General features: G+C 51.0%; 29 protein-coding genes and 1 pseudogene. 14 read left to right on the top strand and 16 right to left on the bottom strand.

All coding sequences use genetic code 11. The features are described from left to right. Positions 1-8: 8 nt before the first annotated feature. From HMPREF2541_RS08100 to HMPREF2541_RS08085, 4 genes are all read right to left on the bottom strand, one after another. Positions 9-1,286: a S49 family peptidase gene (locus tag HMPREF2541_RS08100; RefSeq protein WP_070542979.1), complete on the bottom strand. Its 1,278-nt coding sequence runs from the start codon at positions 1,284-1,286 to the stop codon at positions 9-11. Further along, complete coding sequence (locus HMPREF2541_RS08095) at positions 1,283-2,641, bottom strand: hypothetical protein (protein WP_168161108.1); 1,359 nt, start codon at positions 2,639-2,641, stop codon at positions 1,283-1,285. Before HMPREF2541_RS08095 ends, HMPREF2541_RS08100 begins: the two co-directional genes overlap by 4 nt. A gap of 385 nt (positions 2,642-3,026) precedes the next feature. Next, the gene (locus tag HMPREF2541_RS08090; protein WP_070542973.1) at positions 3,027-4,727 is read right to left on the bottom strand and encodes a phage terminase large subunit family protein; all 1,701 of its coding nucleotides are present in this window, start codon (positions 4,725-4,727) and stop codon (positions 3,027-3,029) included. Then, positions 4,717-5,094 carry a hypothetical protein gene (locus HMPREF2541_RS08085; protein WP_070542970.1) on the bottom strand — a complete coding sequence of 126 codons (378 nt, stop codon included), beginning with the start codon at positions 5,092-5,094 and terminating at the stop codon, positions 4,717-4,719. Before HMPREF2541_RS08085 ends, HMPREF2541_RS08090 begins: the two co-directional genes overlap by 11 nt. 158 nt (positions 5,095-5,252) lie before the next feature. On the opposite strand from HMPREF2541_RS08085, the gene HMPREF2541_RS08080 reads away from it, so the two are divergent. The 3 genes from HMPREF2541_RS08080 to HMPREF2541_RS08070 are packed head-to-tail and all read left to right on the top strand — an operon-like array spanning position 5,253 to position 7,710. Then, positions 5,253-6,428, top strand: coding sequence for an AAA family ATPase (locus tag HMPREF2541_RS08080; RefSeq protein ID WP_070542968.1), 1,176 nt, complete (start codon positions 5,253-5,255; stop codon positions 6,426-6,428). Then, on the top strand, positions 6,416-6,949 hold the full coding sequence (locus tag HMPREF2541_RS12225; RefSeq protein ID WP_070542966.1) for a hypothetical protein: 534 nt from the start codon (positions 6,416-6,418) through the stop codon (positions 6,947-6,949). Before HMPREF2541_RS08080 ends, HMPREF2541_RS12225 begins: the two co-directional genes overlap by 13 nt. 5 nt (positions 6,950-6,954) lie before the next feature. Next, entirely contained in the window at positions 6,955-7,710 is a 756-nt protein-coding gene (locus HMPREF2541_RS08070) for a S24 family peptidase (protein ID WP_070542963.1), read from the top strand. A 73-nt stretch (positions 7,711-7,783) separates the two neighbouring features. Here HMPREF2541_RS08070 and HMPREF2541_RS11675 read toward each other — a convergent pair whose 3' ends face one another. From HMPREF2541_RS11675 to HMPREF2541_RS08060, 3 genes are all read right to left on the bottom strand, one after another. Then, on the bottom strand, positions 7,784-8,032 hold the full coding sequence (locus HMPREF2541_RS11675; RefSeq protein ID WP_083296799.1) for a KilA-N domain-containing protein: 249 nt from the start codon (positions 8,030-8,032) through the stop codon (positions 7,784-7,786). A gap of 479 nt (positions 8,033-8,511) precedes the next feature. Further along, positions 8,512-9,126: a hypothetical protein gene (locus tag HMPREF2541_RS12005; RefSeq protein WP_141744220.1), complete on the bottom strand. Its 615-nt coding sequence runs from the start codon at positions 9,124-9,126 to the stop codon at positions 8,512-8,514. Between the two features lie 206 nt (positions 9,127-9,332). Further along, entirely contained in the window at positions 9,333-9,821 is a 489-nt protein-coding gene (locus tag HMPREF2541_RS08060) for a DUF723 domain-containing protein (protein ID WP_070542958.1), read from the bottom strand. 339 nt (positions 9,822-10,160) lie between these two features. Here HMPREF2541_RS08060 and HMPREF2541_RS12220 point away from each other — a divergent pair, with 339 nt between their 5' ends. The 4 genes from HMPREF2541_RS12220 (at position 10,161) to HMPREF2541_RS08045 (ending at position 12,827) form a co-directional block, all read left to right on the top strand. Continuing rightward, on the top strand, positions 10,161-10,316 hold the full coding sequence (locus HMPREF2541_RS12220; RefSeq protein ID WP_168161107.1) for a hypothetical protein: 156 nt from the start codon (positions 10,161-10,163) through the stop codon (positions 10,314-10,316). A gap of 700 nt (positions 10,317-11,016) precedes the next feature. Then, on the top strand, positions 11,017-11,667 hold the full coding sequence (locus tag HMPREF2541_RS08055; RefSeq protein WP_070542954.1) for a hypothetical protein: 651 nt from the start codon (positions 11,017-11,019) through the stop codon (positions 11,665-11,667). 57 nt (positions 11,668-11,724) lie between these two features. Next, a complete protein-coding gene (locus tag HMPREF2541_RS08050) occupies positions 11,725-12,060 on the top strand; it encodes a hypothetical protein (RefSeq protein WP_070542952.1) in 336 nt (111 codons plus the stop codon). A gap of 275 nt (positions 12,061-12,335) precedes the next feature. Further along, the gene (locus HMPREF2541_RS08045) at positions 12,336-12,827 is read left to right on the top strand and encodes a hypothetical protein (RefSeq protein ID WP_070542949.1); all 492 of its coding nucleotides are present in this window, start codon (positions 12,336-12,338) and stop codon (positions 12,825-12,827) included. A gap of 427 nt (positions 12,828-13,254) precedes the next feature. Here the strand turns inward: HMPREF2541_RS08045 and HMPREF2541_RS08040 are convergent, their stop codons facing one another. After that, positions 13,255-13,488, bottom strand: a complete 234-nt coding sequence (locus HMPREF2541_RS08040) for a hypothetical protein (RefSeq protein ID WP_070542947.1) — start codon at positions 13,486-13,488, stop codon at positions 13,255-13,257. 473 nt (positions 13,489-13,961) lie between these two features. Between HMPREF2541_RS08040 and HMPREF2541_RS12000 the strand changes: the two genes are divergently transcribed. From HMPREF2541_RS12000 to HMPREF2541_RS08005, 7 genes are all read left to right on the top strand, one after another. Then, complete coding sequence (locus tag HMPREF2541_RS12000) at positions 13,962-14,192, top strand: hypothetical protein (protein WP_141744219.1); 231 nt, start codon at positions 13,962-13,964, stop codon at positions 14,190-14,192. Next, a complete protein-coding gene (locus tag HMPREF2541_RS08035; RefSeq protein ID WP_070542944.1) occupies positions 14,189-14,620 on the top strand; it encodes a hypothetical protein in 432 nt (143 codons plus the stop codon). The genes HMPREF2541_RS12000 and HMPREF2541_RS08035 overlap by 4 nt, the downstream gene beginning before the upstream one ends. A 53-nt stretch (positions 14,621-14,673) precedes the next feature. Beyond that, on the top strand, positions 14,674-14,904 hold the full coding sequence (locus HMPREF2541_RS08030; RefSeq protein ID WP_070542941.1) for a hypothetical protein: 231 nt from the start codon (positions 14,674-14,676) through the stop codon (positions 14,902-14,904). Between the two features lie 9 nt (positions 14,905-14,913). Continuing rightward, complete coding sequence (locus HMPREF2541_RS08025) at positions 14,914-15,162, top strand: hypothetical protein (RefSeq protein ID WP_070542938.1); 249 nt, start codon at positions 14,914-14,916, stop codon at positions 15,160-15,162. Between the two features lie 10 nt (positions 15,163-15,172). Further along, positions 15,173-15,382, top strand: coding sequence for a hypothetical protein (locus HMPREF2541_RS08020; protein WP_070542935.1), 210 nt, complete (start codon positions 15,173-15,175; stop codon positions 15,380-15,382). 219 nt (positions 15,383-15,601) lie between these two features. Further along, positions 15,602-15,994 (top strand): hypothetical protein, encoded by a 393-nt coding sequence (locus HMPREF2541_RS08010; RefSeq protein ID WP_070542929.1) that lies wholly within the window; start codon positions 15,602-15,604, stop codon positions 15,992-15,994. A gap of 2 nt (positions 15,995-15,996) precedes the next feature. Then, positions 15,997-16,725 (top strand): hypothetical protein, encoded by a 729-nt coding sequence (locus HMPREF2541_RS08005; protein WP_070542927.1) that lies wholly within the window; start codon positions 15,997-15,999, stop codon positions 16,723-16,725. Between the two features lie 366 nt (positions 16,726-17,091). Here the strand turns inward: HMPREF2541_RS08005 and HMPREF2541_RS08000 are convergent, their stop codons facing one another. The 8 genes and pseudogenes from HMPREF2541_RS08000 to HMPREF2541_RS07975 form a co-directional block, all read right to left on the bottom strand. Further along, complete coding sequence (locus HMPREF2541_RS08000) at positions 17,092-17,934, bottom strand: DNA adenine methylase (RefSeq protein WP_246824981.1); 843 nt, start codon at positions 17,932-17,934, stop codon at positions 17,092-17,094. Then, complete coding sequence (locus HMPREF2541_RS11670) at positions 17,873-18,055, bottom strand: Com family DNA-binding transcriptional regulator (RefSeq protein ID WP_083296798.1); 183 nt, start codon at positions 18,053-18,055, stop codon at positions 17,873-17,875. Before HMPREF2541_RS11670 ends, HMPREF2541_RS08000 begins: the two co-directional genes overlap by 62 nt. A gap of 166 nt (positions 18,056-18,221) precedes the next feature. After that, positions 18,222-18,707 (bottom strand): enoyl-CoA hydratase, encoded by a 486-nt coding sequence (locus tag HMPREF2541_RS07995; protein WP_070542921.1) that lies wholly within the window; start codon positions 18,705-18,707, stop codon positions 18,222-18,224. After that, positions 18,704-19,477, bottom strand: a complete 774-nt coding sequence (locus HMPREF2541_RS07990) for a DUF4376 domain-containing protein (RefSeq protein WP_070542918.1) — start codon at positions 19,475-19,477, stop codon at positions 18,704-18,706. The genes HMPREF2541_RS07995 and HMPREF2541_RS07990 overlap by 4 nt, the downstream gene beginning before the upstream one ends. Before the next feature lie 21 nt (positions 19,478-19,498). After that, positions 19,499-19,972: a phage tail protein gene (locus tag HMPREF2541_RS12580; RefSeq protein WP_371327086.1), complete on the bottom strand. Its 474-nt coding sequence runs from the start codon at positions 19,970-19,972 to the stop codon at positions 19,499-19,501. A 6-nt stretch (positions 19,973-19,978) separates the two neighbouring features. Beyond that, a pseudogene (locus HMPREF2541_RS12575) lies at positions 19,979-20,167 on the bottom strand (phage tail protein); the annotation flags it as partial. A gap of 144 nt (positions 20,168-20,311) precedes the next feature. After that, positions 20,312-20,890: a phage tail protein gene (locus tag HMPREF2541_RS07980; RefSeq protein ID WP_070542913.1), complete on the bottom strand. Its 579-nt coding sequence runs from the start codon at positions 20,888-20,890 to the stop codon at positions 20,312-20,314. A 3-nt stretch (positions 20,891-20,893) separates the two neighbouring features. Continuing rightward, positions 20,894-21,777, bottom strand: an 884-nt coding sequence (locus HMPREF2541_RS07975) for a baseplate assembly protein (protein WP_070542911.1), incomplete at its 5' end; no start/stop codon positions are given.

The raw sequence follows: 21,777 nt of genomic DNA, 5'->3' as shown, positions 1-21,777 counted from the left end.
TTGCTCCCTTATTTCACATATTTACGAGCCCACGCGGGGAGATCGCTTGCCTGTACGCCGCCTTCTGATTGAGGGGCTACCGCAGCAACACCGCCAGCGGGGAATTTAGCGTTAAACTTCTCTTGAATCTGGTTGAAGTACGCCTGCTTACCAGCGAAATCTTCAGGAACCAGTACCTCGGCGTTCAGGGCCGTCGCCATCGCTTGGATGTTGCGGTCCAGAATGTCGGCGCAGGTCTGACGGTCAGCCTCGGCGGCAGCCAAAGACGTAGCCAATGCCTGGTTGCTCGCAGTCAGTTCGGCTACCTTGCCTTCGGCTGCGGCAGCACGAGTCTCAGCGGCAGCCAAAGCGGTTTTGCCGGCTTCCTGCTCGCCTTCCAGTTCGGCTACCCGCGCTAGAGCTTGCTCTAAGTTCATGGAATTACCTCCATTGTTAGCGGCAAAACCGCTAGGTTGATGATATGACCCCGCAGCTTGCGCCTCGAAGTCGGCTAAAAACTCTTGGAATGTGCACATCCGGTCCACCAAACCAACATCTAAGGCTTCGGCGCCGTAGAAGCAGCGGCCATCGGCCAGCAACTGAACCTGCGCTACCGGCTGATTACGGTTCTGAGCCACAGTCTTCACGAAATTGTCGTGTACGAAGTTCAGAAAGTGTTGCTTCTCCGCTTTGGCTTCGTCGGTAAAGTCTTCCAGCGGGTGGCCCAGTGCCTTGCGGCTACCCGAGCGCATCACGGTGGGTTTGTAGCCGTCGCGTTCGGCGGCTTCCTTTTCGCTGACATGAACGCTGATGACACCGATTGAGCCAGTGGTGCCCGCCGGAGACATCCCAATGGTTCGGCCAACAGAACCTAACCAGTACGCTGCGGAGCAGCAGTTGTCGCTGGCATAAGTCGCTACTGGCTTCTGTGCAGCCACCGTCCGCAACAAGGCAACCGTATCACTTAGGCCGGCAACATTACCGCCCCCGGAGTTCACGTCTAATAAAATGCGCTCAACGTCGTCGTTCGCCAGTAAGTCGGAGAATATGGCTTGCAGAGCCGGGTAAGAAGTAATACCAAAGATGGCACAGAAGGATGGGGACAGGTCAATATTCACCATCGGGCCCTTCACCGCGACGATAGCGGTCCCTTTGTCCGTTACCTGGTACGGTTTATAAGGTTGCTCGTCGCCCAAACCCGCAGCCAGTAACTCAGGCAACTTGGCCTCGAAGCGAGTATTTAGGTCAGTAACTTGCTGAAGGCTGGCTTCAGTCCCTGCCCACAGGGCTCCTTTCTCAATAATCATGTGTTCCCTTTCTTGCCGCCGTTCCCGCTTTTCGGGTTTTTCGGCGCATCAGAATCAAGATTCTGGTTCAACGTTCCCTGGGAGGTGTTGCTGTAGGGGTTGTTACTTTCTACTTTGTTCGACTTAAAGCCGGTACCAGAGAGTCTGACCATCCCCGGTTGTGGAAGGTTCCCTGTCAGTTGAAGGCAGGCTTCCTCGTCGCCCATCAAACCCAAGCTCAATAATTCCAGCACACGGGATTGCTTCATCGCTTTAAAGGCTTCAAGCTCTGAGTCCGGGCGCAGGTCAATGCGGTCATACGAGAACTCAACGTACACGTCGTAGCCTAGGAGGCGGGTGGCCAGAGTCAGAGCTTGCGAGAAAATATTGTTCAACGCGAACTGCAAACCCTCTGCCGACTTCATAAACAGCAGGGACTCGGTAGAGGCGATGTTGCTGCTGCTGGAGCCGTGGCCCAGAATGGACGGTAACGTTTTCGTACCTGAAGAAATCTTGTCGTTGATGATGTTCTTCAGTGCCGTCATCTCGGTGTCGTGGCTGATGTTCCCTGCGGTCAGGTACTCAACCTCCAACTCGTCCAGCACCACCAGCGCGTCTTCAGGTGCCAGGTCGTTGATGCTTCGTGCCACATCGTCCTTGATCATGTTCAAGTATTCAGTGGTCTTTTCCGTGGAATCCCTGTACTGTGCCGGCATAGTCTTCAACAACTCTTGCCCGTTCAGCGTGACCTTAATCCGTGGATGGATTGCACGGCGCACAATGCGTCGCAGGTCATTCATGAACTCCTGCATAAACAGGATAGGTTGTAGGGCCGGTTCAAGCGGGCTGCTCGCATACGGAGTCAGCAAATCCTGATCAACTGACACATAGAAGAACGTTGGGTAGTCCAAACTTACTTCTTCATTGTCCACTTTCTGGATCGGTTGTAAGCCGTCCTCGGTAACTTGAAATTGCACCGTTGTTACGGACACCGGCTGCAACTTCACTGGCTGACGTGACTTATCCAGCACTAATTCCAAAGCCATCGCACCGTAGTAACGACCTTCTTTGGCCAGTGCCTCACCCAGTGAACGGATCGAACTAACGTTGGAGAACCCTTCGTCATAGTTCTTCAGCACATCCAGCCGAACGAGTAGGGACTGCAAGGCTTGGGTAGCTTCTGCATTAAACGTGCCGTCCAGATTCTTCGCTACGGCGATGTAACCCGCCGTGATGGCCGTCCTGATGTACGCATCTACCGATGCGGATAGGTCCGGTGTGGAGACTGCGAAGTCCCGGATAATGGTTTGGGTGTCCTTACCGCTGCGGTAAGTGGTGATGTCAGTGTTGATCAGGCTGCGGTCGGGCCGAGACAACGGACGGCCGCTATCGGTATTCGCCTTCGTCAAGTACGACGGCTTGGATTGAGCCCCTATAGGCGGTCTCAAAGCTTTTGTTTTCTGAGTCGCCCGTCCTGCGCCAGTGGCCGTAGAGGCCAAAGCACCTACGGCTGCGGAGAATCGAGAGAGGACAGAGGGCAGGCGCATACCAATAAATCAAACTGATAATGCTTGCATTATACATTGAATTACACTATTTGTACAGAAAAACGTGTAATTAGTAGAAAAGTGTGATATAATCTGTTCCACAGATCGATTGGACATTTCTCCTTAATCGCAAGCGTCTCCATCTATCTCTGCGATACTTTGTAAGCATTAGCCATGTCTTAAAGCCGCTGTTTCCAGCGGCTTCTTTTTGTCTTTAGCTTTTGACTTTGAACGACCCGATGAACATGGGCAAGGCGCCACGTCCGGGGAGGTGATGCACCAACTGTGCCGCGATATGGCAGTACAGCAAGGAGTGGTGGTAGTGGTCGTTCCCGGTAGTCTTCACCCACACATAGGCTTCAGGCTCGCTGTCTTCATCACTAACCTCACCGTTGAACGCCTTCGCACTTGCAGGTTTCCTCTTCATATCCTGCATCTGCTGACGGAACAAACCCTGTTCCGAGTCCACCGTCACGCCGACCAGACCGCTGCGAATATCGTCCATCAGGATGTTCAGTGCCACATTGCGGTTCACGTTCACCTGTCTGCGGTCCAACAATGCCTTCTGCGTGTCCTCGCTCTGGTCAATCACACGATACGGTTGCATATCTTTGGTCGTCACATACACCGACCCGTACAGGTTGTGTATCCGGCTCTGCAAACGATGGATGGTTTCCACATACGGTTGGCTATCCGCCAAAATCGTGGTCGGCCTATGTCGTGCAATCAACCGATTCAACTCTTCTTCCACCGTGCGGTAATCCAAACGGTGTTTCTCAATCACCGTCAGCTTCCCTTGGCCGTCCGTCACACCCACCGTCAGGTGGCATTCCGTACCCATATCCAAGCCGAACACACGGAAACCTGATGCCGGCAGTGCGCCGACCTGTTCCATCAGGTCAAGGTCAGCTTCACTGATCCCGGAATCATTGTCCGCCATCACCTGTCCCAAGTGGTAGTTCACGAAGTTCACTTTTCGCTTGAAGCGGGTGCTCCACAACACCAAGTCTGCCGGCGTGATGATACTTGGCGCGTCCGTCGGACTGATTTGAAAACCGTCCACCAAGAAATTATCAGACGGGTTCTCACAAACCCAGGCGCGGTGCTCAATACTCAAATCCGCCGGTTTAGCACAGTGCGGACAGAACATAGTAGCCTCCTGCCAACGGATAGAACCCAACATTCCCTTATTAATAGCGAGCAAATCCCCATCAAAGTCAGGGATACGCGTGTGTTTCAGGAAGTCCGGAAGATACCAACGACCACAATGCTTGCACTTGCAATGGTTGTAATATCGCTTACTGGCCTGAAACTGCGAGTCAATCCCAAAATTCGGTACTGTCGGTGTACTTACATAGTTCCACCACCGATATTGCGAAGCCGTCAGACGAGATTGCAGGCTTTCCACGTTCTCCATCACGGAGAAGTCCAACTCGTCCACCACAATGCAGTCTGCCGGGATACTGATCGCCGAGGCTGTCGTGTTGGTACCATTCAAGTACAGCAAACTGTCCCCAATCTGCTTCACACTGGCGTTATCCAGGTTCTTATTCAGCTTGGATTGCAGCTTCGGAGAGCTTGTCAACAGCGGATCGACACGAGTTTTCATCACCTTCTGGGCAAACAGCGCCGTCGGCAGAGTATGAATAATCTTAAACCCGTTCAAAATGTCCATCAGCGCCAGGTTCCGCATCAACATGAGCTCGGAAATACCCACCTGAGAACACTTTTTCACGACAATCGTCGGCGCATCCGACTTCAGAATGCGCTCCTGGTACTCACGCCCCTTAAACGACACCTGCCGACCGGAAAGTTTCAGGTGCCTCTGTATCCAATCCGCCGTCTGCGTGGTGTCGAACTCGCCCTTATAGCCTGCTTTGATACGGTTGAACGATTCGCGTAAGTCAATAGCCATTTTTCTTCATCTCCACATCCAACCATTGCAGCAACTGTTCGCCGTCCGACGCCTTACGCAGGACTTCCGTCATCAGACGTTCAAGGAGTTTGACCCGCTCGGCATCGTACAACTCGGTCTGTAGTCGAGCGACCTCCTTCAAGGCCGAAGTAGTCGCATTTAGCAGGGCAGCCGCCGCACTGGAGTTCTCCCCTGAGTGCAACATCGTCATCGCCTGGTCCCGCGCGTCCTTACATTGCTGGTAGTGCTCGATCAGTTCGCGCTCCAGGTTGATGTCTTGGCCTTCGAACGCATTTTTCAGGTACTCAAAGATGTGTTTCAGTTCCGCCGTCGAGTAATCGGCAAGGTTAAATGTGTCTGGCAGCATACAGAATCCCCGTTTAATTACACGTATTATACTATTTACAATGTAAAGTGTGTAACATGGGCGCAACAAACTTCGCTTTTCCTAAAGTTTTGGTTGCTTTTCCTACTATAGCAACGATAAACTACACTTACCGATTACTTCCCAAAAGTGGAAATAACATGATTATTACTAAAGTCACCATACATAATCTTTTCAACTTCGACCACGCAGAATTGGATCTAACTATCCCGAAGAAGGTGGTAAACAGCACTATCCCGTTCGAGTACCTGGAGGGGCGTGAGTCCTTCAGGTACCGTCGTGTGTGTATTTTGTCTGGTGCAAACGCAAGTGGGAAAAGTTCATTTGGTCAGATTTTAAATGGGCTTCAGTTTGCAGTTGCTGGGGGTATCCTCGCTACTGCTCAAGAGTTCCGACAATGTATCTATAATCCAAACAATATCGCGACCTGCTCGGTTGAGTTTGCTACTCCAGCCGACCATCGACTGCACTGCCTGCAAATTACGCTCTATCCAGACCACCATAACCCGGATGTGGTGTATGCCACCACCTATATCGAGAGTACCGCCAGTAGTCGGAAAGCAAGGGAACGTTTGAGTAAGGTTCTTACTGGGGAAACGGTTCCAAACTCTACGTTGCTTCAATCTTCCGGTATAGCCGCAAAGGCATACCTAGACATTGTAAATGCGCTCAACAAAGTCCCAAACTTCGGCTGGCAATACCATGTCAATCATACAATGGAACCTTCTGCAAACATCTGGAAAGCCGACCTCAGCGACGCCCGACTGTTCGCCAGAGTCTTAAAAACCTACGATACGTCTATTTCCGATGTAGTGGAAATCAAGGACGATAGAGGATTGGCCGGATTCAGTATTCGCTTTATGAATGGTGATGATGTTATCCTTGACCGAGAAGGTAAAATTGCCAATGTGGATCGCTTATCTCGGGGTACACGAGAAGCAGTTACAGTGGCCTGCATGCTGTCCCGTATTATTCGAGACAAAACAACTACCACAAACTGTCAGACCTACTTCTTAGATGAAGCAATGGCTTATGCCCACTCCGAATTAGAGGTTGCCATGCTTAACCTCCTCATTGAAAAAATGGGTAGGAATACGCAACTGTTCTACACCACCCATAACAATGATGTCTTAGCTATGAATATGCCCACACATAGCTTCGTTTTCCTAAAGAAAGAGTGGGATAAAACTACATTTGTTCAACCAGAGACTATGTTCAAGAGGAATGACCGCAATCTCCTGAATTATGTAAAAAATGATGTGTTCCTAACCCTTCCGAGCCTCTTTGAACTAGATGACATCTTATGGGAGGATTAACAGTGCAACGAATAATTTATGTCGAGGGGGAGACCGAAAGAATTTTGCTAAAAAAGATTCTCAAAGTAATCCCGAAAGTAGAAATATTTAATCCGTGGCATAATCGAATTGAGAAGAAGCTGCGTAAGTTCGAGACCATATTTGAAAAGATCGAGGTTATCATTCTTTATGACGCCGATTTAGCTCAGAACACAAGCCCAGAATTATTCTTGACAAACCTAAAAACTCTGCACCAACGTCGTGTTCTCAAAGGGCTTGTACAACAAACTAACAGTTTAGAGGATGAATTAATCCGCAGTTGTGCCAAGCTACGATGTAATAAGGATCTCCACGACTTATTTAATGTCGCAGGTCAAGCAGAATTTAAAAATGCACTCTGCCAAATTAGTAACCCCGCCCAAAAACTCCAAGACGCCGGTTTCGACCCTGCAAAACTATGGCGAGGGGAGTTAATAGAAGCACTAGAAGATTACCAGGCATACCACAAAACTGTGGACTACCTGTTGAAGCAAAGAAAGTGATACAAATGGCCTACACTAAAGAGCAGATACAAGAAAAAATCGATGAAAAGTTCCCAGGCAAAGGGTACAAACTCCTGACTTTTACCCGAATGATGGATTCAGCGCAAATTCTATGCCCAAAACATGGTGAGCAGACTGTCTCCACTGTGAATAATATGCTGAAATCCGTCAGCGGTTGCCCCGTCTGCGGGAAGGAGCAGTCAGGAAAAACACGGAAGGGTGGCAAGATCGTCTCCAAAGAGGCGCTGGAACAACTCGTTGAGACCGAAGCCCAACGGATTGTAACCAACAGCGATGCCGTCCTGCATGGGCAATTCCGATTCTGGTCGGCAAACGACAAACTCCCGGAAGACGAGTTCGTGTACGCTCCGTTCTACAAAGACGTACGCTTCGCCGCCGGACATGGTTCGCAAGAAAACGAAGACAATAACGGGTTCCAAATCCCCTTTGGGCGGGCCACACTCTACAGACACGGAGTCCAACCAAACGATGTTATCGCCGCGTCTGTCACAGGCGACAGCATGGAACCCAGACTGTACTCCGGGGATACCATCGGTATCGACAAAGGCAGCCGCACCATCAAAGATGGGGAAATCTACGCCGTGGTCAGCCAAGGCGAGCTCCTGATCAAGCAGTGCTTCAAAGTCGGGAAGACCCAAATCAGGCTACACAGCTACAACCCAGAGTACCTGGACATCTACCTCCCGGTCGAAGACCTCGAAGTCGTAGGACGCGTGTTCTGGGTCTCAGCGATGCTCTAAAAGAAAACACCTCCCGACTTGGGAGGTGTTTTTCGTTACGGGGTTATTGCAATAACTGGAATTGATCCGCTCTTCAAACCCACATTCCGTAGTGTACAACGAGCTCTTTGCAAGCAAAAGTTCCAAGTCTTTGTTTTTTCAAAATAGACGGGTTTCCGTCTTTTTCAACTTCTAAAATTAGATCAACGGTTTGCTGATTTTGCAACCACCGACGTGGGGAGTGTCGGTCTTCCCCACCCGCCGCACGGTGCAAGTCGTTTAGCGAGTAGAGTCCATTGAGTTGTCGAATGGGAGTTTCCGCCACAGAAATAATAGCGTTCATGGTAAAGCCTCCAAGTTGTTAAGGAACTAACCCCGAAGGGTGCAGGATGTTCGCAACACGTTCATGGTTCGTGCAGCCGTCCTTACGGATAGGCTCATCCTGCCTTGGAGTAAACTTTTGAATGGTGTGTGCACCGGTGAGAAGGTGCAGAAGAAATAAGCCACACTGACAGGGTGGTACCGCCATGAAGGTGTGCTTGCGAGACACAGGGAGAATATTACACTATTTACGCTGGAAAGTGTATAATTGGAAGAAATATTTTAAAGACAGTTATTCAGTGAGGGCATTATGACAGCGTATGAACTGGTAGAGAGGTTATATATCCAATATCTTACAGAATGGTTGGCCGAACGTGAGCATGATAAAGCCGCTTTCGGACTTCGGAAGCGCAAGGTCGAGCAAGAAATCAAGCAAGGAACACGCCGCAGTAAAGGTAATCTGCCCGTGTAAAGTTTCCAGTAGAAAGAAAACCGGGTGACTTACCAGTGATTCCACTCCAACCCATGCACATCGAATTTGTACTGTTGGCGCCCAGACCCAATAAATTCCAACTCAATCAGCAGAGTACCAGCCCTCTTCATTTCCTTAGTAAACGCAACGGGTTGTCTTACGAAAACTAAATCCGACTCTAAGGAGGTAGAGTGTGTACCTACCAACTCCAATGTCTTTAAAGGCCCGTTATCAAAACGGTAGGAAGCCTTACATCCGTCATAGAGCAGGCACTGAAACACTGCCCGCTCTGCCAAGAAATAAATATCTTTCGCGCCACGGGAATTTTTCCGCAAGGCCATAAAAACAGTACGAGGCGCCCCTTCGGAATCGTAGTTAATGTCCGATTCCAAAGTAGCAAAATAACTTAGGTTCCCTCGTAACTCATCTTTCTCCGTACCGTAGTCCCAACGAGGGGAGGGTGTGTTATCAACCGCTGGGATACTCGTAGTCTCCGGGGATGAAGAAACAGTAGTGGTAGCACCATCACTTGCCGCCGCCGGCGTACTTGCCGAAGCAGGTTCCGAAGCCGCAGGTTTGGATGTTTCAGCGTTGCAGCCAGCCAGCAAAACAACAGATAGGAGGTAAAGAGAAAACCTCTTCATAAGAGATAACCCCGTCAGAAATGTTAAGACGGGGTTAATTATATGCGCCGGGACGTTAATTGTTAAGCAGGTCCAACACCTGTTTGCGGAACTCAGCGTCGGAAAGGGTAGGGGGAGGGAGCGGAGTTGCTGAATGGTGTCATTATATTTCCGCATTTTTCGAGAGAGGCCCCGTAACGGCTGCTGACTGACGTGATAGAAAAAGGTTATACGTCATGTGCCGTATTCTGAACCATCAGGAGATGCTCGTGTAGCACACGGTCGAACCTTTGGAGTTCAGACAATGCTTTACGCTTACCTTTTCCTGTCGTCAGGTATTCATAGATCACTTTATGCACGGCTGACCACACAGCCGGTAACAGAAGATCGTGCGCCAGGGCCTCTTTGGTCTGACCTTTGTAACTCAGAAGAGAAATATTGTTGGCTTGTAAGTAAGTGAGTACATCTTCAAGAATAGGATTCGCAGTGTCTGATGGGGTCAGCCTGGCTGCGCTTTTTCTTCTACTCGCTTCACGTCCACAAATGGGACAACCGTGCTTTGAGTTCATCACACTGTAATAAGTGGCCGCTTCAACCTCACCGTGCAACTCACAGTGTATGGTGCATGGTTTATCCACACCAGCAAAGGATTTCAGCGACTTCAATGGGAATTTAGTAGTGTACCGCTCGGAGGCGGTGGAAAAGGAGATAGCCATAATAGTCCTCGAAATAGGGGTATTATGGCGCTTCCCTACCGCGAACGCAATAGGGAAATGTGGGGAAATGAAAATTTTTAGAGAGGGGCCTCATTCAGGGAGCAAGCTCCCTGTGATAGAAAAAGACTATACGTCATGTATTAGTGATAGTTTTTTATGCCGCCGGAATATCCCCGCTATGCCTCTGCTTGCATTGTTAATAAAGGTAAAGATATAGGTTTTCTTTCCTTTTAAATTAGTAACTTATCTTCTCATTGCAAAATGCCTATTGCGTACACGATAGGAAATAGGCATAATGGCGCCAATCCGATAAACAACAGCCCGAAAGGAAGCCACAAAATGAACATTTTTGCACGCTTAGACGCATTGACTGCCTTAGAAAGGAAAATCATGGCAGATATGGAAACCGCCAAATCTATCAAAGAATGCGAAGAATTGCGCGCAAAAAGCCGCGAAATTAGCGCGCAAATCAAGCAAATCATTGACAGCCTATAAAGGATACCTGAAATGACTAATCAAGAGATACGCGCCCACTATAACGCGCAAATAGCAGCCCTAACGGCAAAAATAAAGGAATGCCGCAAACTGCATAGATACGAAGCGGCTGCCCGATATACCAGTTATAGGGATTTGTATTATCTAAATTACACACGAATCCCCGCCTAATACAACAAAGGCGCAATAAATGCGCCATGGAAAGGAATAATCATGTTGCTTCACTACATTCGGCAGTATCGCGCTTGCCAGCGTGAAGCCTTACGGCTTGCTGAACAATCAAGCCATGCAAAGAACAGCCAAGAGTATGAACTCTTGAAAAGTAAGGCAATTCGCTGCCTAGAAAAAGCGAAGGAATACAATGCCTTAATACGGTTATGTTAAAGAGTGTAAAAAACAATAGACATATAGTTATATCTATAAGATAATACACTCAACAAATTAAGTAAAGTAATAAAGCAAGCCAAGCGTATTCAATGGCAGCGATATAAATGGCATAAATACCCGTGGAAGCGCGTATTTTGTAAGCGCCTATCGCGTAACTGTTCCTTAATAATTATATCTTTCTACAAATCCTATAAATATAGGTATGTCCAGCTATAGGGTAGCTATAGCTGAACATATATTGTAGAAGATTTTTGCGCCTAGCTAGTGCAAATAGCTAGGCATCTTTAAACTTAACTTACAAGGAAATATTACCATGGAAAACTTAATAAATCAAGTTATCACTAACGAAAACGCCGTTTTGACTACTTGGAAAGAAGCCGTTGCCCGTGTAGTTTCTCAACGGAATACGTTGGATGATGCTATTCAGCAGCACAATTACGAAATAGCCACAATGTTTCAAGCATTTGTAAACGTAATTCGTGCCGCCGTAATAGCGCAAGATGTGAATTTGCTTTCTAACGCTTTTCCCGCATTGGAAAGCCTGCCAGGCAGTTATCAGCGCAGGATTAAGGAAGCCAGCGGGCAGGCTGGAAAAATTACCAAAGTGGTGAAGTTCAGTTCTAACGGGCTAACAGGCTACCCGAAAAACTGGAAGAAACACCAGAATTCAATGCTTGATATTTTGGACAGTTTGGTTAATCCCTTCAAGCCGTTAGGCTTAGGCGAAGAGAAAGCGCAGAAAGCCAAGGTTGAAAAATCAATCGTTGAACAGGGCGACGCTGCCTTGAAACGCGGTCATTCCGTATTTAGTAAACTGGCAGAAATTGGCTGGATTTCTGAAGTAGATATTGAAATCCTGGACAGTATCCTAAAAGCCAAGGTTTCTAAACACCGCGAAGCCTGCCTCACTCAGAATGAAATTGGCGCAGGTGAACCGCCTAGCGCCAACGTGAAAAGCGCATAGCAACAAAACCGCCTGCGATTTGCAGGCGGTTCAAACCAAATACAGAAAGGAAAGACTATGGACAAATTTGCAGAATTTCGCGGCTGGCATTTCGAACATATGCCAGCGGCAATGCGCGCCAAATGGGATTCAATGGTGCAGGAAGAAGCCGCCAAGGAATTTCAAGCGGATTTAGAAGAAGAAGGCTTTAAATCAATGGCTGAAGCAATGGCGGATTGTTCGACCGCTGATATTCGTCATTTTATGTTCGACGAAGAAGAATGGGCGCATGAACAGCACATTCAAAGCGCTTCCGTGAGTGCCCCTATCGCGGTTGTATTCAGCCATTGTGTTGCCGCTGCGGTTCATAATATGCGGTGGGCAGCCATGTGGGAACTATGCCAAGAAAATTAAAAACGCCAAGCCCCTGCGAAAAGCAGGGGCTTTTTAGTACCTGTCGATTTTGAAACCAAATCCACAAAGCACGCCGCTAGTTTTCGGGCGTGTTTTGTGCTGCCTGAAACCCACGTCCTAAATTCCACGTCGAAAATCCTGCGTTGCTAAACCCACAACGTGAATTCCACGGCGTGAATTCCACAACGTGAATTCCACATCCTACAACCCACAACCCACGTCTAAGACCGTCTAAGACCGTCTAAGACTCAATCCTAAACTGAGAGGCTTTAAAAATGTTGAATATTAATCATCTGCCGGCATGGATTCGGCATACAGACTATTGCCCATTCAAAGCACTGGACATCGACGCCAGTGATATGTCCATTCCCGAATATTTCGAAGTAATGGCGTATCTTGCCATTCTTTCGCCCGAATTGCGTCATGCAATCAATCGCGCCCTGCGTTTCACCAAACGAGAAACGCTTGCCCGCGCCAAATTTAAGGCAGTCTTTGAGTCTGCCCCCGCTGCGGTCAAATTCGGCTTTGACCGCAAAACATACCAAAACGCGGAATCCCGCAGGGCATTCTATCAAGCCCTGCACCGCTATAACGAAAACCCGCGACCTCTAATCACGATTTGCAGCGTTCAACGTGCAAATCACAATGCAGGTCGCAAATTGCCGGCTCGAAATCGCTATATCGAGCCCGTGGAACGCAGAACGCCGGAAGCGCGTCCTTATCGTAGGACATCGGTTCAGCAATTAGCAGCCCATTTTGCTGGCTGAAATGCGCTGGAATCGCGCTAGAATGCGCTAGGATTGCGTTTAGCAGTGAGAGGGTAGGGTAGGCTACCTAAAGGCTTGAATGCAATCCTAGCGCATTCTGACGCGGTTTGAGAACGAAACGGATTTGGAATCGAAACCAAATCCGTTTTTCTTTGGAACCCGCATTGTGCATTGCTAGTTGCTCAACCTGCATTGCTAATTGTGCGTTGTGCATTGTGCATTGTTATAAGTGCGTTGTCAGTTGCTCAATGTTCAGCCCAAATTGCTCAACCTAAATTAGAGTAATTACGTTTGTAAAGGTGTATTTATTAACATCTATACACATTTACAATTCCAAAACCAGTGCAAACGCTGATTCAGCGCGGTTTTCCAGCGTTTCTTCAGCGTTCAACTAGTTTACACAATATTCAACAAACATAGTTGAATTTCAGCATGCGTTTTTCAGTGAAACCAGCCAGCAATGCGGTTCTGCAGTGCCTTTTACATTCAATTTGGACACCTTTAAAAAGAAGGTCGGTTTTTTTTTTTGTTTATAGGAACTTTTTTTAAAAATTCGTTCCCAAAACTTTTTTGGAAAAATGCTGCCGGTGCTGGAAAAATTGAAATTGCGCTGAAAATCGGCTGCAAACCCGCGCTGGCTGGGGCTTTCACTGAAAAACATATGAAAAATTCGTGGACTGAATCTGAACGAAATTCATATTAAATGCCAATTTCTGACCAAAAACAGTGAATTTATTTCACACATGACGACAGCGAAGGGGGGACAGGGTTGTACTTTTGACCCGCGAAGGGGGGACAGGTGACTATTTTTTAAGCACGAAGGGGGGACAGGATTGTACTTTTGACCCGCGAAGGGGGGACAGGATTGCCCAATCCTGTCCCCCCTTCGTGCAATCCTGTCCCCCCTTCAGAGCGAAAAATTCAAATCCTGTCCCCCCTTCAGCCTTCTGAAATCCAATCCTGTCCCCCCTTCAGTTCTGCCTATTTTTTAAGCAAAACACCCTCAAAATCGCACCATTAACATATTACGGAGAACATTATGCACCCCAAAACCGAAACTGTATGTCTTGCCCTGCTAATTCTACTTTCCACATTCCTGCAATCAATCCTACTTTTCTCATAAGGAATCCCGCCATGAACCGCCTGATTACCACCATCTGCCTTTCTACCTACAACGTATGGAACCTAACCATTGCCCTGCCATCCAAGCAACAGCCGTCCGGCTTTCGTACTGTCCATGAAAGTCGACACAGAACCCACCGCCTTGCCGAACTGGCAGACGCGCAAATACGGGCAAGGTTTGCCTGCCAGAACCTGATAGATGACACCACAACTGTTCCTTCTCAATTTGGAGACCAATCATGAACAACACTCCCGCGATATTCCGAACCGCAAAGGCAGCTCTCGAGGAGCTGCCTTTTTTAGATGAACCTTATGCCTGCGACCTGCATTGCGACCTGTACAACGACGACCATTATATCTACTACGCAGATGCTGAAGCGGTATTAGAAGAAATCGGCACGTTTGCCGCCATCGGTTCGGTTCAGAAATACGAGCAGGACAATTTTGGTCAAGTGTACACCGACCTATCCGATCCCTGCCGCGTGGCGAACACGCTGGTTTACATCATCGGATCCGAGCTTCTGCATCGCATATTCGGCGACACAGAATACTTCGACGAAAAGTGGAACTCACAACTCACGTCCGACGACCTGAAACAGATGGCGGAGATTGCCAAACGCTGGTTCGAGGACAACCCGAACTGGTATCACAAAATCTGGAACGAAATTTGAAACAACGCGGACTACCAACGGTAGTCCGCATTTTTATTAAGGAAAACAACATCATGAAATACGCATTCGTACAACTTTATACCGCATCTGGAAAACCGTTCAACCGCAACGGCGGGCAGAAACTGCTCGACGCTCGGTTGAGCCCGTCGAAATTGGAGACAGCCGCCCGCGCTTGGTGTCGTGCCATGCGCCGCACGAATCCCGACATCAGCGGCTTTTCTATCGGGGCATGTGTCGGAACGCAGTGGTCGGGTACTGCTATTTCTGAATTTCAAAGCATTTAGGAGCAAATCATGGATAAACACTACAGATTTGAGTTTGAACCGAACGAGGCATCTGCCTACGACTGGACGTTCGACCGGCGCGTTCAATCAACTTGGGCGATGACTGCGGATTTGATTGAGCGTTTTATCGGAGTGCGTCCGAGTGCAGTGCTGTCCGGCGCATTCGGATTGGCGACAACGATTGTCCGGTTTGAGAACGGGTTGGACTACCACGGCTTTCTGGGCGACAACTTTTTGACTTTAGATAATTTTGATTAAGGAGCAAATCATGGAATTTGAAACTTGGTATGACGCTGAGCAGGCTTTTGACGAAATGCTGGATGACTGCTATCCGGCTATCAGAATCGGCTTCCTCGTCTTCTCACCGGCAGAGGTGCTGTTCAAATGCGACCCGATTGCATATCGAACCGAGTTGCTGGACTGGTTGGATTCTGAAGGCGTCGATACGGACGAGCTAGGAGGGTTTTCTTCATGCTAATCCGTACTTGGCGCGATGCTGAAACCGCGTTTGACGACGCTATAGACGCGGAGTACGGCGCGGTACGCATTGCGTGGCATACATACAGCACGTCCTGGGTCCTGAAACAGATAGACCAAGAAGAGTACCGCGAACGGTGGCTTGCTTGGTTGAGGACGCAGGGCGTGGATACTGAATCACTGACCGGACAACCTTTATATTGGTAAATGGAGCCTGAAAATGAAAACGAAAATCCCTGAATTGAACAATTTTCGAGCTTGGACTCGAATTAAAAATAGCATTGAGTGGGGGCAACCTGTCAGTGTACTAAAAGATTGGGAACATCTTCAAACCACTCTAGATAGCGGGTTGATGGAAGCTGTGCCACATCATCCTGATTACACACGATACATACGCGATGTAACACCAGAATTTATTGCTCAATATGTTTGGCTACGTCCTACTCGTATGGGGCTGATGTGTTATGAATTGTGGTGCTTGTTGCGAGAACAACAACTCAAAACAAAACAAGCCTATCAACAGGGAAAATATGATGCCGTGTCAGATTTATGTTCCAAGATGTACGAACTGACTGGCGTGGACCCGTCTGAATTTGAAGAAGAGGAAGATTGAAAATGGGAACCTCAAACTTTTGTTATGAACACCGCTTGGACGTCATCCAATTGTCGTCCGTGCATGATTGGAACGACCCCGAGCAAATCGCTGCCGAGAACGTGTACCGTGAAGCAGAGGGTTTGCCTCTAATATCGGAGGACGATTGGGAATATTTTGCTGACCAGGCAACTTTCCAAATTGATTCCGTGGTCGAGATGATTCAGAACGAAGCCAACAAAATGCAACCATACAACCGAGTAATGAATCATCGCAATGTGGAGGTCTATTCCTACCCCGTAGAACGTGATTCCCGCCTTGCACGTTCTCGTTATGACAACAGCTACGGCGGGCTCACGATTGCGCGGGTACATGCTTCGACCGAAGTCGGTGGGCTGGAAATTCAAGCCGAAATCGAGTTGGTTTTGCGTTCTGGCTACTACGACGGCGCGAATATCGACCCGATTTTGTCGGTCGGCTCGGGCTACGAAATGTGCGACTGGGAGGAAGGGTATGACCCTACACCTGCTATTCGTGATGACTTGCTCGCGCATTCCGGATTGAGCGAAGCGCAAGTCAATGCCTTATACCGTGTGCGTAAGGGTTGTAAACGCTCGTCCTTGGAACTCGCCACCAACGCTGTAATCCGTGCGGCGTGGATTGAGTACGAGCGGCTCGTATCCGACTTTGTAGAACCTTATACCGAGGTCGCGCGTTTCAGCAACGGTGAGACTTGGTACTGTAAATCTTGAAAGGGAACATTATGCTTGAACCGAAAATGCAAGGCTTAGAAGTGAATTCCGCAGCCTACCGACTAGAAGCCTCTTTGTGGAAACTGGTTTTCGAATGTGCGTATGGTTACTATGTACCTCTACCTGCTGGGTGCCCAGACTACTATGAGTTTAGTCGTCGTGTACTAGACTGGTACGAGGAAGACTCACACCGTTCATGCGAACGCTGTCCTCTGATTTTGACTGAAGATGGGTACAGTCCGGGTTTTGCTGATGAAGCCGCGCGCGATAAATATCCCCACTTCGGCGCGATAAATCAGTCTTGATATTATTGCACCCTGTGCAACAACGTTACAAATCCTACCTTACTTGGTGGGATTTTTTACATCAAGCTGACTCCGCTTGCTCTATGTTGATGGGGTAGTTGGCAATCAACAGCTCGTCAGCCTCGGTAGTAATCTCCTTATTGATGCTGTAGCGCAGGCTGACCTCTTTAAACTGGAAGCCGGTAAAAATCTCCCTAATGGGAGGTACGTCGTTAATCGATAGCAGGAAGCGCCCTTTGATGTGGCGTAGCTGCTCGGCCAGCCGTTCGAAATCTGCCTTAGCGAAGATGCCTTTGCCGTACATCGTCTCACAATCCCAATACGGCGGGTCGATGTAAAAGAAGGTGCCGGGCTTGTCGTAGCGGGCGATGAAGTCGTCGTAGTTGAGCCGCTCCAGCATCACACCCTGCAGGCGGCGGTGGCTGTGTTGCAGCTCCTCGGCCAACCGGTCGGCGCGGAACTTGGGTGGGCGGGTGCTGGTGGCAGCGCAGCAGAACTCGACCACCTTACCGCCGAAACCCATGCGGTGCAGATAGAGGAAGCGCACCGCACGCTGGATGTCGGTCAGGGTGGAGGGATTGCAATGCTGCAACCGGCAATACTCATCGCGGCTGGGCAACAGGTATTCGGCCTGCCGCAGCAGCTCGGGCAGGTGGTTTTGAACACACCTATATAGGTTGATGACATCGGCGTTGATGTCGTTGATGGCCTCCACTTTGGATGGCGGCTTTTTGAACAGCACCCATGCCGCACCGCCGAACACTTCGGCGTAGCAGGTATGGTCTGGCGGGATTAACGGAATGATGGTACCGGCCAGGCGGTATTTGCCGCCCAGCCAGCCCCTAAGCGGACTGACGGGATGGGTGTTGCCCATGATGCTTGCTCCTTGAAGTTTGGCGCTCACAGGCACTCCGAGTTGTTAAAGAACCAAATTGGTTGACCGCTTTGCAGCGCGGGCATTTGATTTCCAGCTCACCCTCGCCTTTGGCCAACAGCTTATTACAGTTTTTGCAACGATATTGCATTTTTGCAGCTCCCACATTACCGGTATGTTAGAATCCGCCCGCCTCTAGAGGTGGCGGCCTTGGGTCATGCAGGCTATCTCTGCGTGGCTGGCGCGGTTTGGTGGGCAAACACCGGCCGCGCCGCCGTCCTACTTATTGCGTATCCCCGCCCCTGTGGCGGGTATTTTTATGCCTCTTTCTTATATAGAGTGGGTACGATAACAGCGAGGTCGTTGGGCGACCAGCGCCAGCCTGCGGGTAGCCCTAGGGTAGTCGCACACCATTCGCTGCAGAACCAGCGGCGGCGGTTTTGTGGCAGTCCGAAAGCGATACCCAATGCGCCCATTAGGTCGTAGCCCTGCCCCTCGGTGGCCGTCCATACCCGCTGCAGCTGCTCGTGTGCCTCCTGGGTGGAGGGCAATGGAATCAAATCCCATTTAGCCGCCGGCAGCGGCATCACTTTGCAGCGCACGCCTTTATCGCGGATGGAAGCGGAGTAGCAGGTATAAACCGATGCCTGCGGATGCTCACGCACCACAATCTCGGCGTGGCTGTACTGGCCACGGGTGAGGATACGGGTGAGCCAATCGGTAGCCTGGGCACACCACACACGCCAGCCGCTGCCGTCGCGATGTCCTTTGTACAAGGCGAGATAAATTTGGCGCTGGCTCATTTTTCAGCCTCTTCCAGCTCGGCGGCGGGCTGCTCATAGTTAGCTGTCCAACCGTCCGAATAATCGTATTCCAGCGGATTTTCGGCCTTTAACATGGCGGCTTTATGGCGTTCGGCGTTGGCAAAGTCGGCCTGCTCATCCAATACCATCTGCGTAGTCATCTCATCCAGCAGCTCGCGGGTCATGAGAACAAAATCATTTTCCATCGTTTTCCAGCGTAACCCCGCCGGCAACTCTTTCATGGTGCGCAGTAGGATGTATTGGGTGCGGCTCTCATCGTTGGTGTAAAACCACTTACCCACGCTTTTGACAAATACCCCATGCCGCAGGTTGTCATACCTCTTATCTTTAATACGCTCCCACATCTCATCTTGTTGTTGCTCTTTGATTTGCGCTGCAACAACTGGGAGCAATACCCACGCCTTAGCCTTGGCATCCCACGTTTGATGCTCGTTTTCTCGCGGCAGCAGGGTCAGCCCGGCGGGCAGCTCGCCCGCCTGTTCAATCCGCACCTCCGCGCCGTCTGCGGTGCGGTAGGCGGTTTTGCCGCGATGGTCGGGCAGGTATTGCCAGGCGGCTTTTTCAGGCAGCCAGCGGGCAGCAAAGCCTGTGCGGATTTCTGGCGGCTGGGTGTCGATGCAGCCGGCGGGCAGCAGGTAGCTGCCGTCTGCGGCCAACGGGTCGAGGTCGGCCACAGTTTGGTGCAGGTAGAGGCTGTCGGCATCCAACTGGCACACGGGTTTGGTGGGCGGGTATTGGTTTTCGCTCATGATTTATCCTTTCAGGTAGCCTTAAATCTTGATGCAGGCGAGCAGTGCAATGTTGCGCGGGCGGTTTTCGTCGGCGGTGGGCACAGAGCGACTAGCATCAAACACCACCCGTTTTTGGCGGTGGGCATGGTCGTCGGTGGAGCTCCTGAATGTCGTATTTGCGCCATCGTCCGAGTCTGTGGCAAACGCTCCCTCTGCCTTTGTATATAGTGTGTAACGTTGGCTGCCGTATAAAGCCTCCAAGCTGCCCTTGATGTTACGGATGGCATCGCTCTGTGCCGAGCCGAAGGCTCGCCCGCTATCTATGCCACGTCCATCGTCCCAGCCGCGCAAGAATTCGGCGCGCAGGTCGGGCAAGTTAAAAGTGCTGCGCCCGTCGCCTGCGCCATAGGTCGTGCCGATGGCGGCAAACAGGGCGGCATAGGTAGTGCGGGATACAGCCGCACCGTTGGCTTTGAGCCAGCCGGTCGGGGCATTCCGCCCGGCGAAGTACATCACGGCGCCGCTGGGTATCATGCCGGCGTCTGCCGCTTCTTTAGCGGCGACAGCCTTGTCGTAAGCCGCCTTCACCGCCTTCGGCGTGGCTGCCAGCTCTTCGCTGTTGCTGTCAGTGACAGACGAGAGCTGTACGATGCCGGCTTTGGTGGTGCTGGCCGCACCCGGTTTGTCCTCCTCCTGCTTCTTCTTCAAATACTGCGTCCGCGCGGCCAGTTCCTTGGCCTGCCGGTTGGCAATGCCGTTCGGCCCGCCCAATACCGGGTCGGTGGTTTCCAGCTGGTAGATACCTTCCGACCATTGCGGGTTGTTCAGTTCTTCCGTGATATTCGCCATTTTTTAAGCTGCTCCAAAGTTAAAGTTGCCGTCATAGGCCGCCCGCCCGTTGTAACGCAGGGGGACGGCCTGATAATCCAAGGCTGCCAACAGGCAGCGTGCCGGCGCGAAGGCGGCCAGCGTTTTGCGCAACAGCGCGGCCTGGTCGTTGGTAATCACGCTGTTCATAACGATGCGGTAGTGCGCCCAGTAGCTGCCGGCACCGTAAACATGGCTGCCGTTGTAGTTGATGCTGCCGTCGTAGGTTTGGCCGTTCAGCCCTTCGAGAATCCGTACCTCGCCAAACCCGAGCCGCCGCACGATTTCACGGATTGCCCACGGTGTGCCTTTGTAGCGGTGCAGCTCGTACGCACCTTTAATCAGCTTGCGGCGCGCATCGTCCGATTCGGCCAGCCAGTAGCCGTCGGCACCCAAGATGCTGCGGCTCTCGGCCAACAGCGGCAGGTGTTCGGGGGCGACCAAATCGACCAGGCGCGGCATCAGTTGCGGCAGCTCGGCCAAATCCAAACGCAATCCCAATTCGGCTAGGGCACGGGCGCGTTGGTCGCGTTCGATGATGGCGGCGTAGGAAAGTTTGGCCATCGTCTAGCCCTCCGCCGTTTGTGCGGCAATGCGGATGGTGGTACTGGTGCAGCGCGCCCACTGGTCGGGCTTGACCATGGTCAGCGGCAGGTTATGCAGCACCACGTTGTAGACACCGGCCACTTTCAGCGCACTCATGATGTCCAGCGGCACGATGTCCAAACCGAGCCGGCTGCGGCGGGCGGCTTCATACACCGCCCATGCCTGCTCGGCCGCCGCTTTGGCGGTGCGGGCATCGGTGCCGGTAAACAGGGTCAGCTCGGCGTCCAGCGTGTAATCGACGGCGGTCGGCGCTTTGACCACTACGGTGTCGCACAGCGGGCGGCGTTTTTCTGCTGAGAGTGCGGCCTGAATCTTGCCAATCAGCTCGGCATTGGGCAGGCCGTCTTTGGCCAGCACGGTTACCGCCACCCGCCCGCCTATAGGCTGGCCGCCGTCGTCGGTATCGTTGGCCACGTGCACGTCCACCACCGCCGGGCTGGCCTGCCGCGCCCAATATTGGTAGGCACCCACCGGCCCGGCTACGCTAAAGCTCTCCGGCGCCAGCAACACGCGCTCGCGGTAGGCTTCGTCGTCTTCAATTTCCACCCCGCCGGCGGAAACGGTGGTGTTGCTGACAGCCACATCAATCGTCGGATGCAGCCGCTCGGCCAGGCTGTTGATTTGGCCGACCGACCAGCCATTGCCCACGCTGCCGCTTTCCGTACATTCGGCGGCCACTTCGGCACTGCTTTGGGCAGCAGTCAGCAGGGCGGCTACGGTGGTGACAAAGCTGGTCTGTCCGGCATTGACCCGCGTGCCCTTGGGTACGGCAATTTGTTCCAAACCGCTCAGAACGGCGCTAAAGCGTAGGGTGGTCAGGGCGGGCTGCGCCTGCAGGCGCGGGG

The organism is Eikenella sp. HMSC061C02, from assembly GCF_001809035.1.
GTDB lineage: Bacteria > Pseudomonadota > Gammaproteobacteria > Burkholderiales > Neisseriaceae > Eikenella > Eikenella corrodens.
The sequence above is the reverse complement of the archived record's forward strand: the minus strand, read 5'-3'. Positions and strand labels throughout refer to the sequence as shown.

Bases quoted from the DNA above. Each gene is read 5' to 3' on its own strand.
- HMPREF2541_RS07980 (WP_070542913.1), bottom strand. From the start codon at position 20,890: ATGGCCAAACTTTCCTACGCCGCCATCATCGAACGCGACCAACGCGCC.
- HMPREF2541_RS07995 (WP_070542921.1), bottom strand. From the start codon at position 18,707: ATGAGCCAGCGCCAAATTTATCTCGCCTTGTACAAAGGACATCGCGAC.
- HMPREF2541_RS11675 (WP_083296799.1), bottom strand. From the start codon at position 8,032: ATGAACGCTATTATTTCTGTGGCGGAAACTCCCATTCGACAACTCAAT.
- HMPREF2541_RS08030 (WP_070542941.1), top strand. From the start codon at position 14,674: ATGAAATACGCATTCGTACAACTTTATACCGCATCTGGAAAACCGTTC.
- HMPREF2541_RS08080 (WP_070542968.1), top strand. From the start codon at position 5,253: ATGATTATTACTAAAGTCACCATACATAATCTTTTCAACTTCGACCAC.
- HMPREF2541_RS08055 (WP_070542954.1), top strand. From the start codon at position 11,017: ATGGAAAACTTAATAAATCAAGTTATCACTAACGAAAACGCCGTTTTG.
- HMPREF2541_RS12580 (WP_371327086.1), bottom strand. From the start codon at position 19,972: ATGTACTTCGCCGGGCGGAATGCCCCGACCGGCTGGCTCAAAGCCAAC.
- HMPREF2541_RS08090 (WP_070542973.1), bottom strand. From the start codon at position 4,727: ATGGCTATTGACTTACGCGAATCGTTCAACCGTATCAAAGCAGGCTAT.
- HMPREF2541_RS08100 (WP_070542979.1), bottom strand. From the start codon at position 1,286: ATGATTATTGAGAAAGGAGCCCTGTGGGCAGGGACTGAAGCCAGCCTT.
- HMPREF2541_RS08035 (WP_070542944.1), top strand. From the start codon at position 14,189: ATGAACAACACTCCCGCGATATTCCGAACCGCAAAGGCAGCTCTCGAG.
- HMPREF2541_RS12220 (WP_168161107.1), top strand. From the start codon at position 10,161: ATGAACATTTTTGCACGCTTAGACGCATTGACTGCCTTAGAAAGGAAA.
- HMPREF2541_RS08050 (WP_070542952.1), top strand. From the start codon at position 11,725: ATGGACAAATTTGCAGAATTTCGCGGCTGGCATTTCGAACATATGCCA.
- HMPREF2541_RS12225 (WP_070542966.1), top strand. From the start codon at position 6,416: ATGGGAGGATTAACAGTGCAACGAATAATTTATGTCGAGGGGGAGACC.
- HMPREF2541_RS08040 (WP_070542947.1), bottom strand. From the start codon at position 13,488: ATGTTTTTCAGTGAAAGCCCCAGCCAGCGCGGGTTTGCAGCCGATTTT.
- HMPREF2541_RS08085 (WP_070542970.1), bottom strand. From the start codon at position 5,094: ATGCTGCCAGACACATTTAACCTTGCCGATTACTCGACGGCGGAACTG.
- HMPREF2541_RS08045 (WP_070542949.1), top strand. From the start codon at position 12,336: ATGTTGAATATTAATCATCTGCCGGCATGGATTCGGCATACAGACTAT.
- HMPREF2541_RS11670 (WP_083296798.1), bottom strand. From the start codon at position 18,055: ATGCAATATCGTTGCAAAAACTGTAATAAGCTGTTGGCCAAAGGCGAG.
- HMPREF2541_RS12000 (WP_141744219.1), top strand. From the start codon at position 13,962: ATGAACCGCCTGATTACCACCATCTGCCTTTCTACCTACAACGTATGG.
- HMPREF2541_RS08005 (WP_070542927.1), top strand. From the start codon at position 15,997: ATGGGAACCTCAAACTTTTGTTATGAACACCGCTTGGACGTCATCCAA.
- HMPREF2541_RS08010 (WP_070542929.1), top strand. From the start codon at position 15,602: ATGAAAACGAAAATCCCTGAATTGAACAATTTTCGAGCTTGGACTCGA.
- HMPREF2541_RS08060 (WP_070542958.1), bottom strand. From the start codon at position 9,821: ATGGCTATCTCCTTTTCCACCGCCTCCGAGCGGTACACTACTAAATTC.
- HMPREF2541_RS08025 (WP_070542938.1), top strand. From the start codon at position 14,914: ATGGATAAACACTACAGATTTGAGTTTGAACCGAACGAGGCATCTGCC.
- HMPREF2541_RS07990 (WP_070542918.1), bottom strand. From the start codon at position 19,477: ATGAGCGAAAACCAATACCCGCCCACCAAACCCGTGTGCCAGTTGGAT.
- HMPREF2541_RS12005 (WP_141744220.1), bottom strand. From the start codon at position 9,126: ATGAAGAGGTTTTCTCTTTACCTCCTATCTGTTGTTTTGCTGGCTGGC.
- HMPREF2541_RS08070 (WP_070542963.1), top strand. From the start codon at position 6,955: ATGGCCTACACTAAAGAGCAGATACAAGAAAAAATCGATGAAAAGTTC.
- HMPREF2541_RS08020 (WP_070542935.1), top strand. From the start codon at position 15,173: ATGGAATTTGAAACTTGGTATGACGCTGAGCAGGCTTTTGACGAAATG.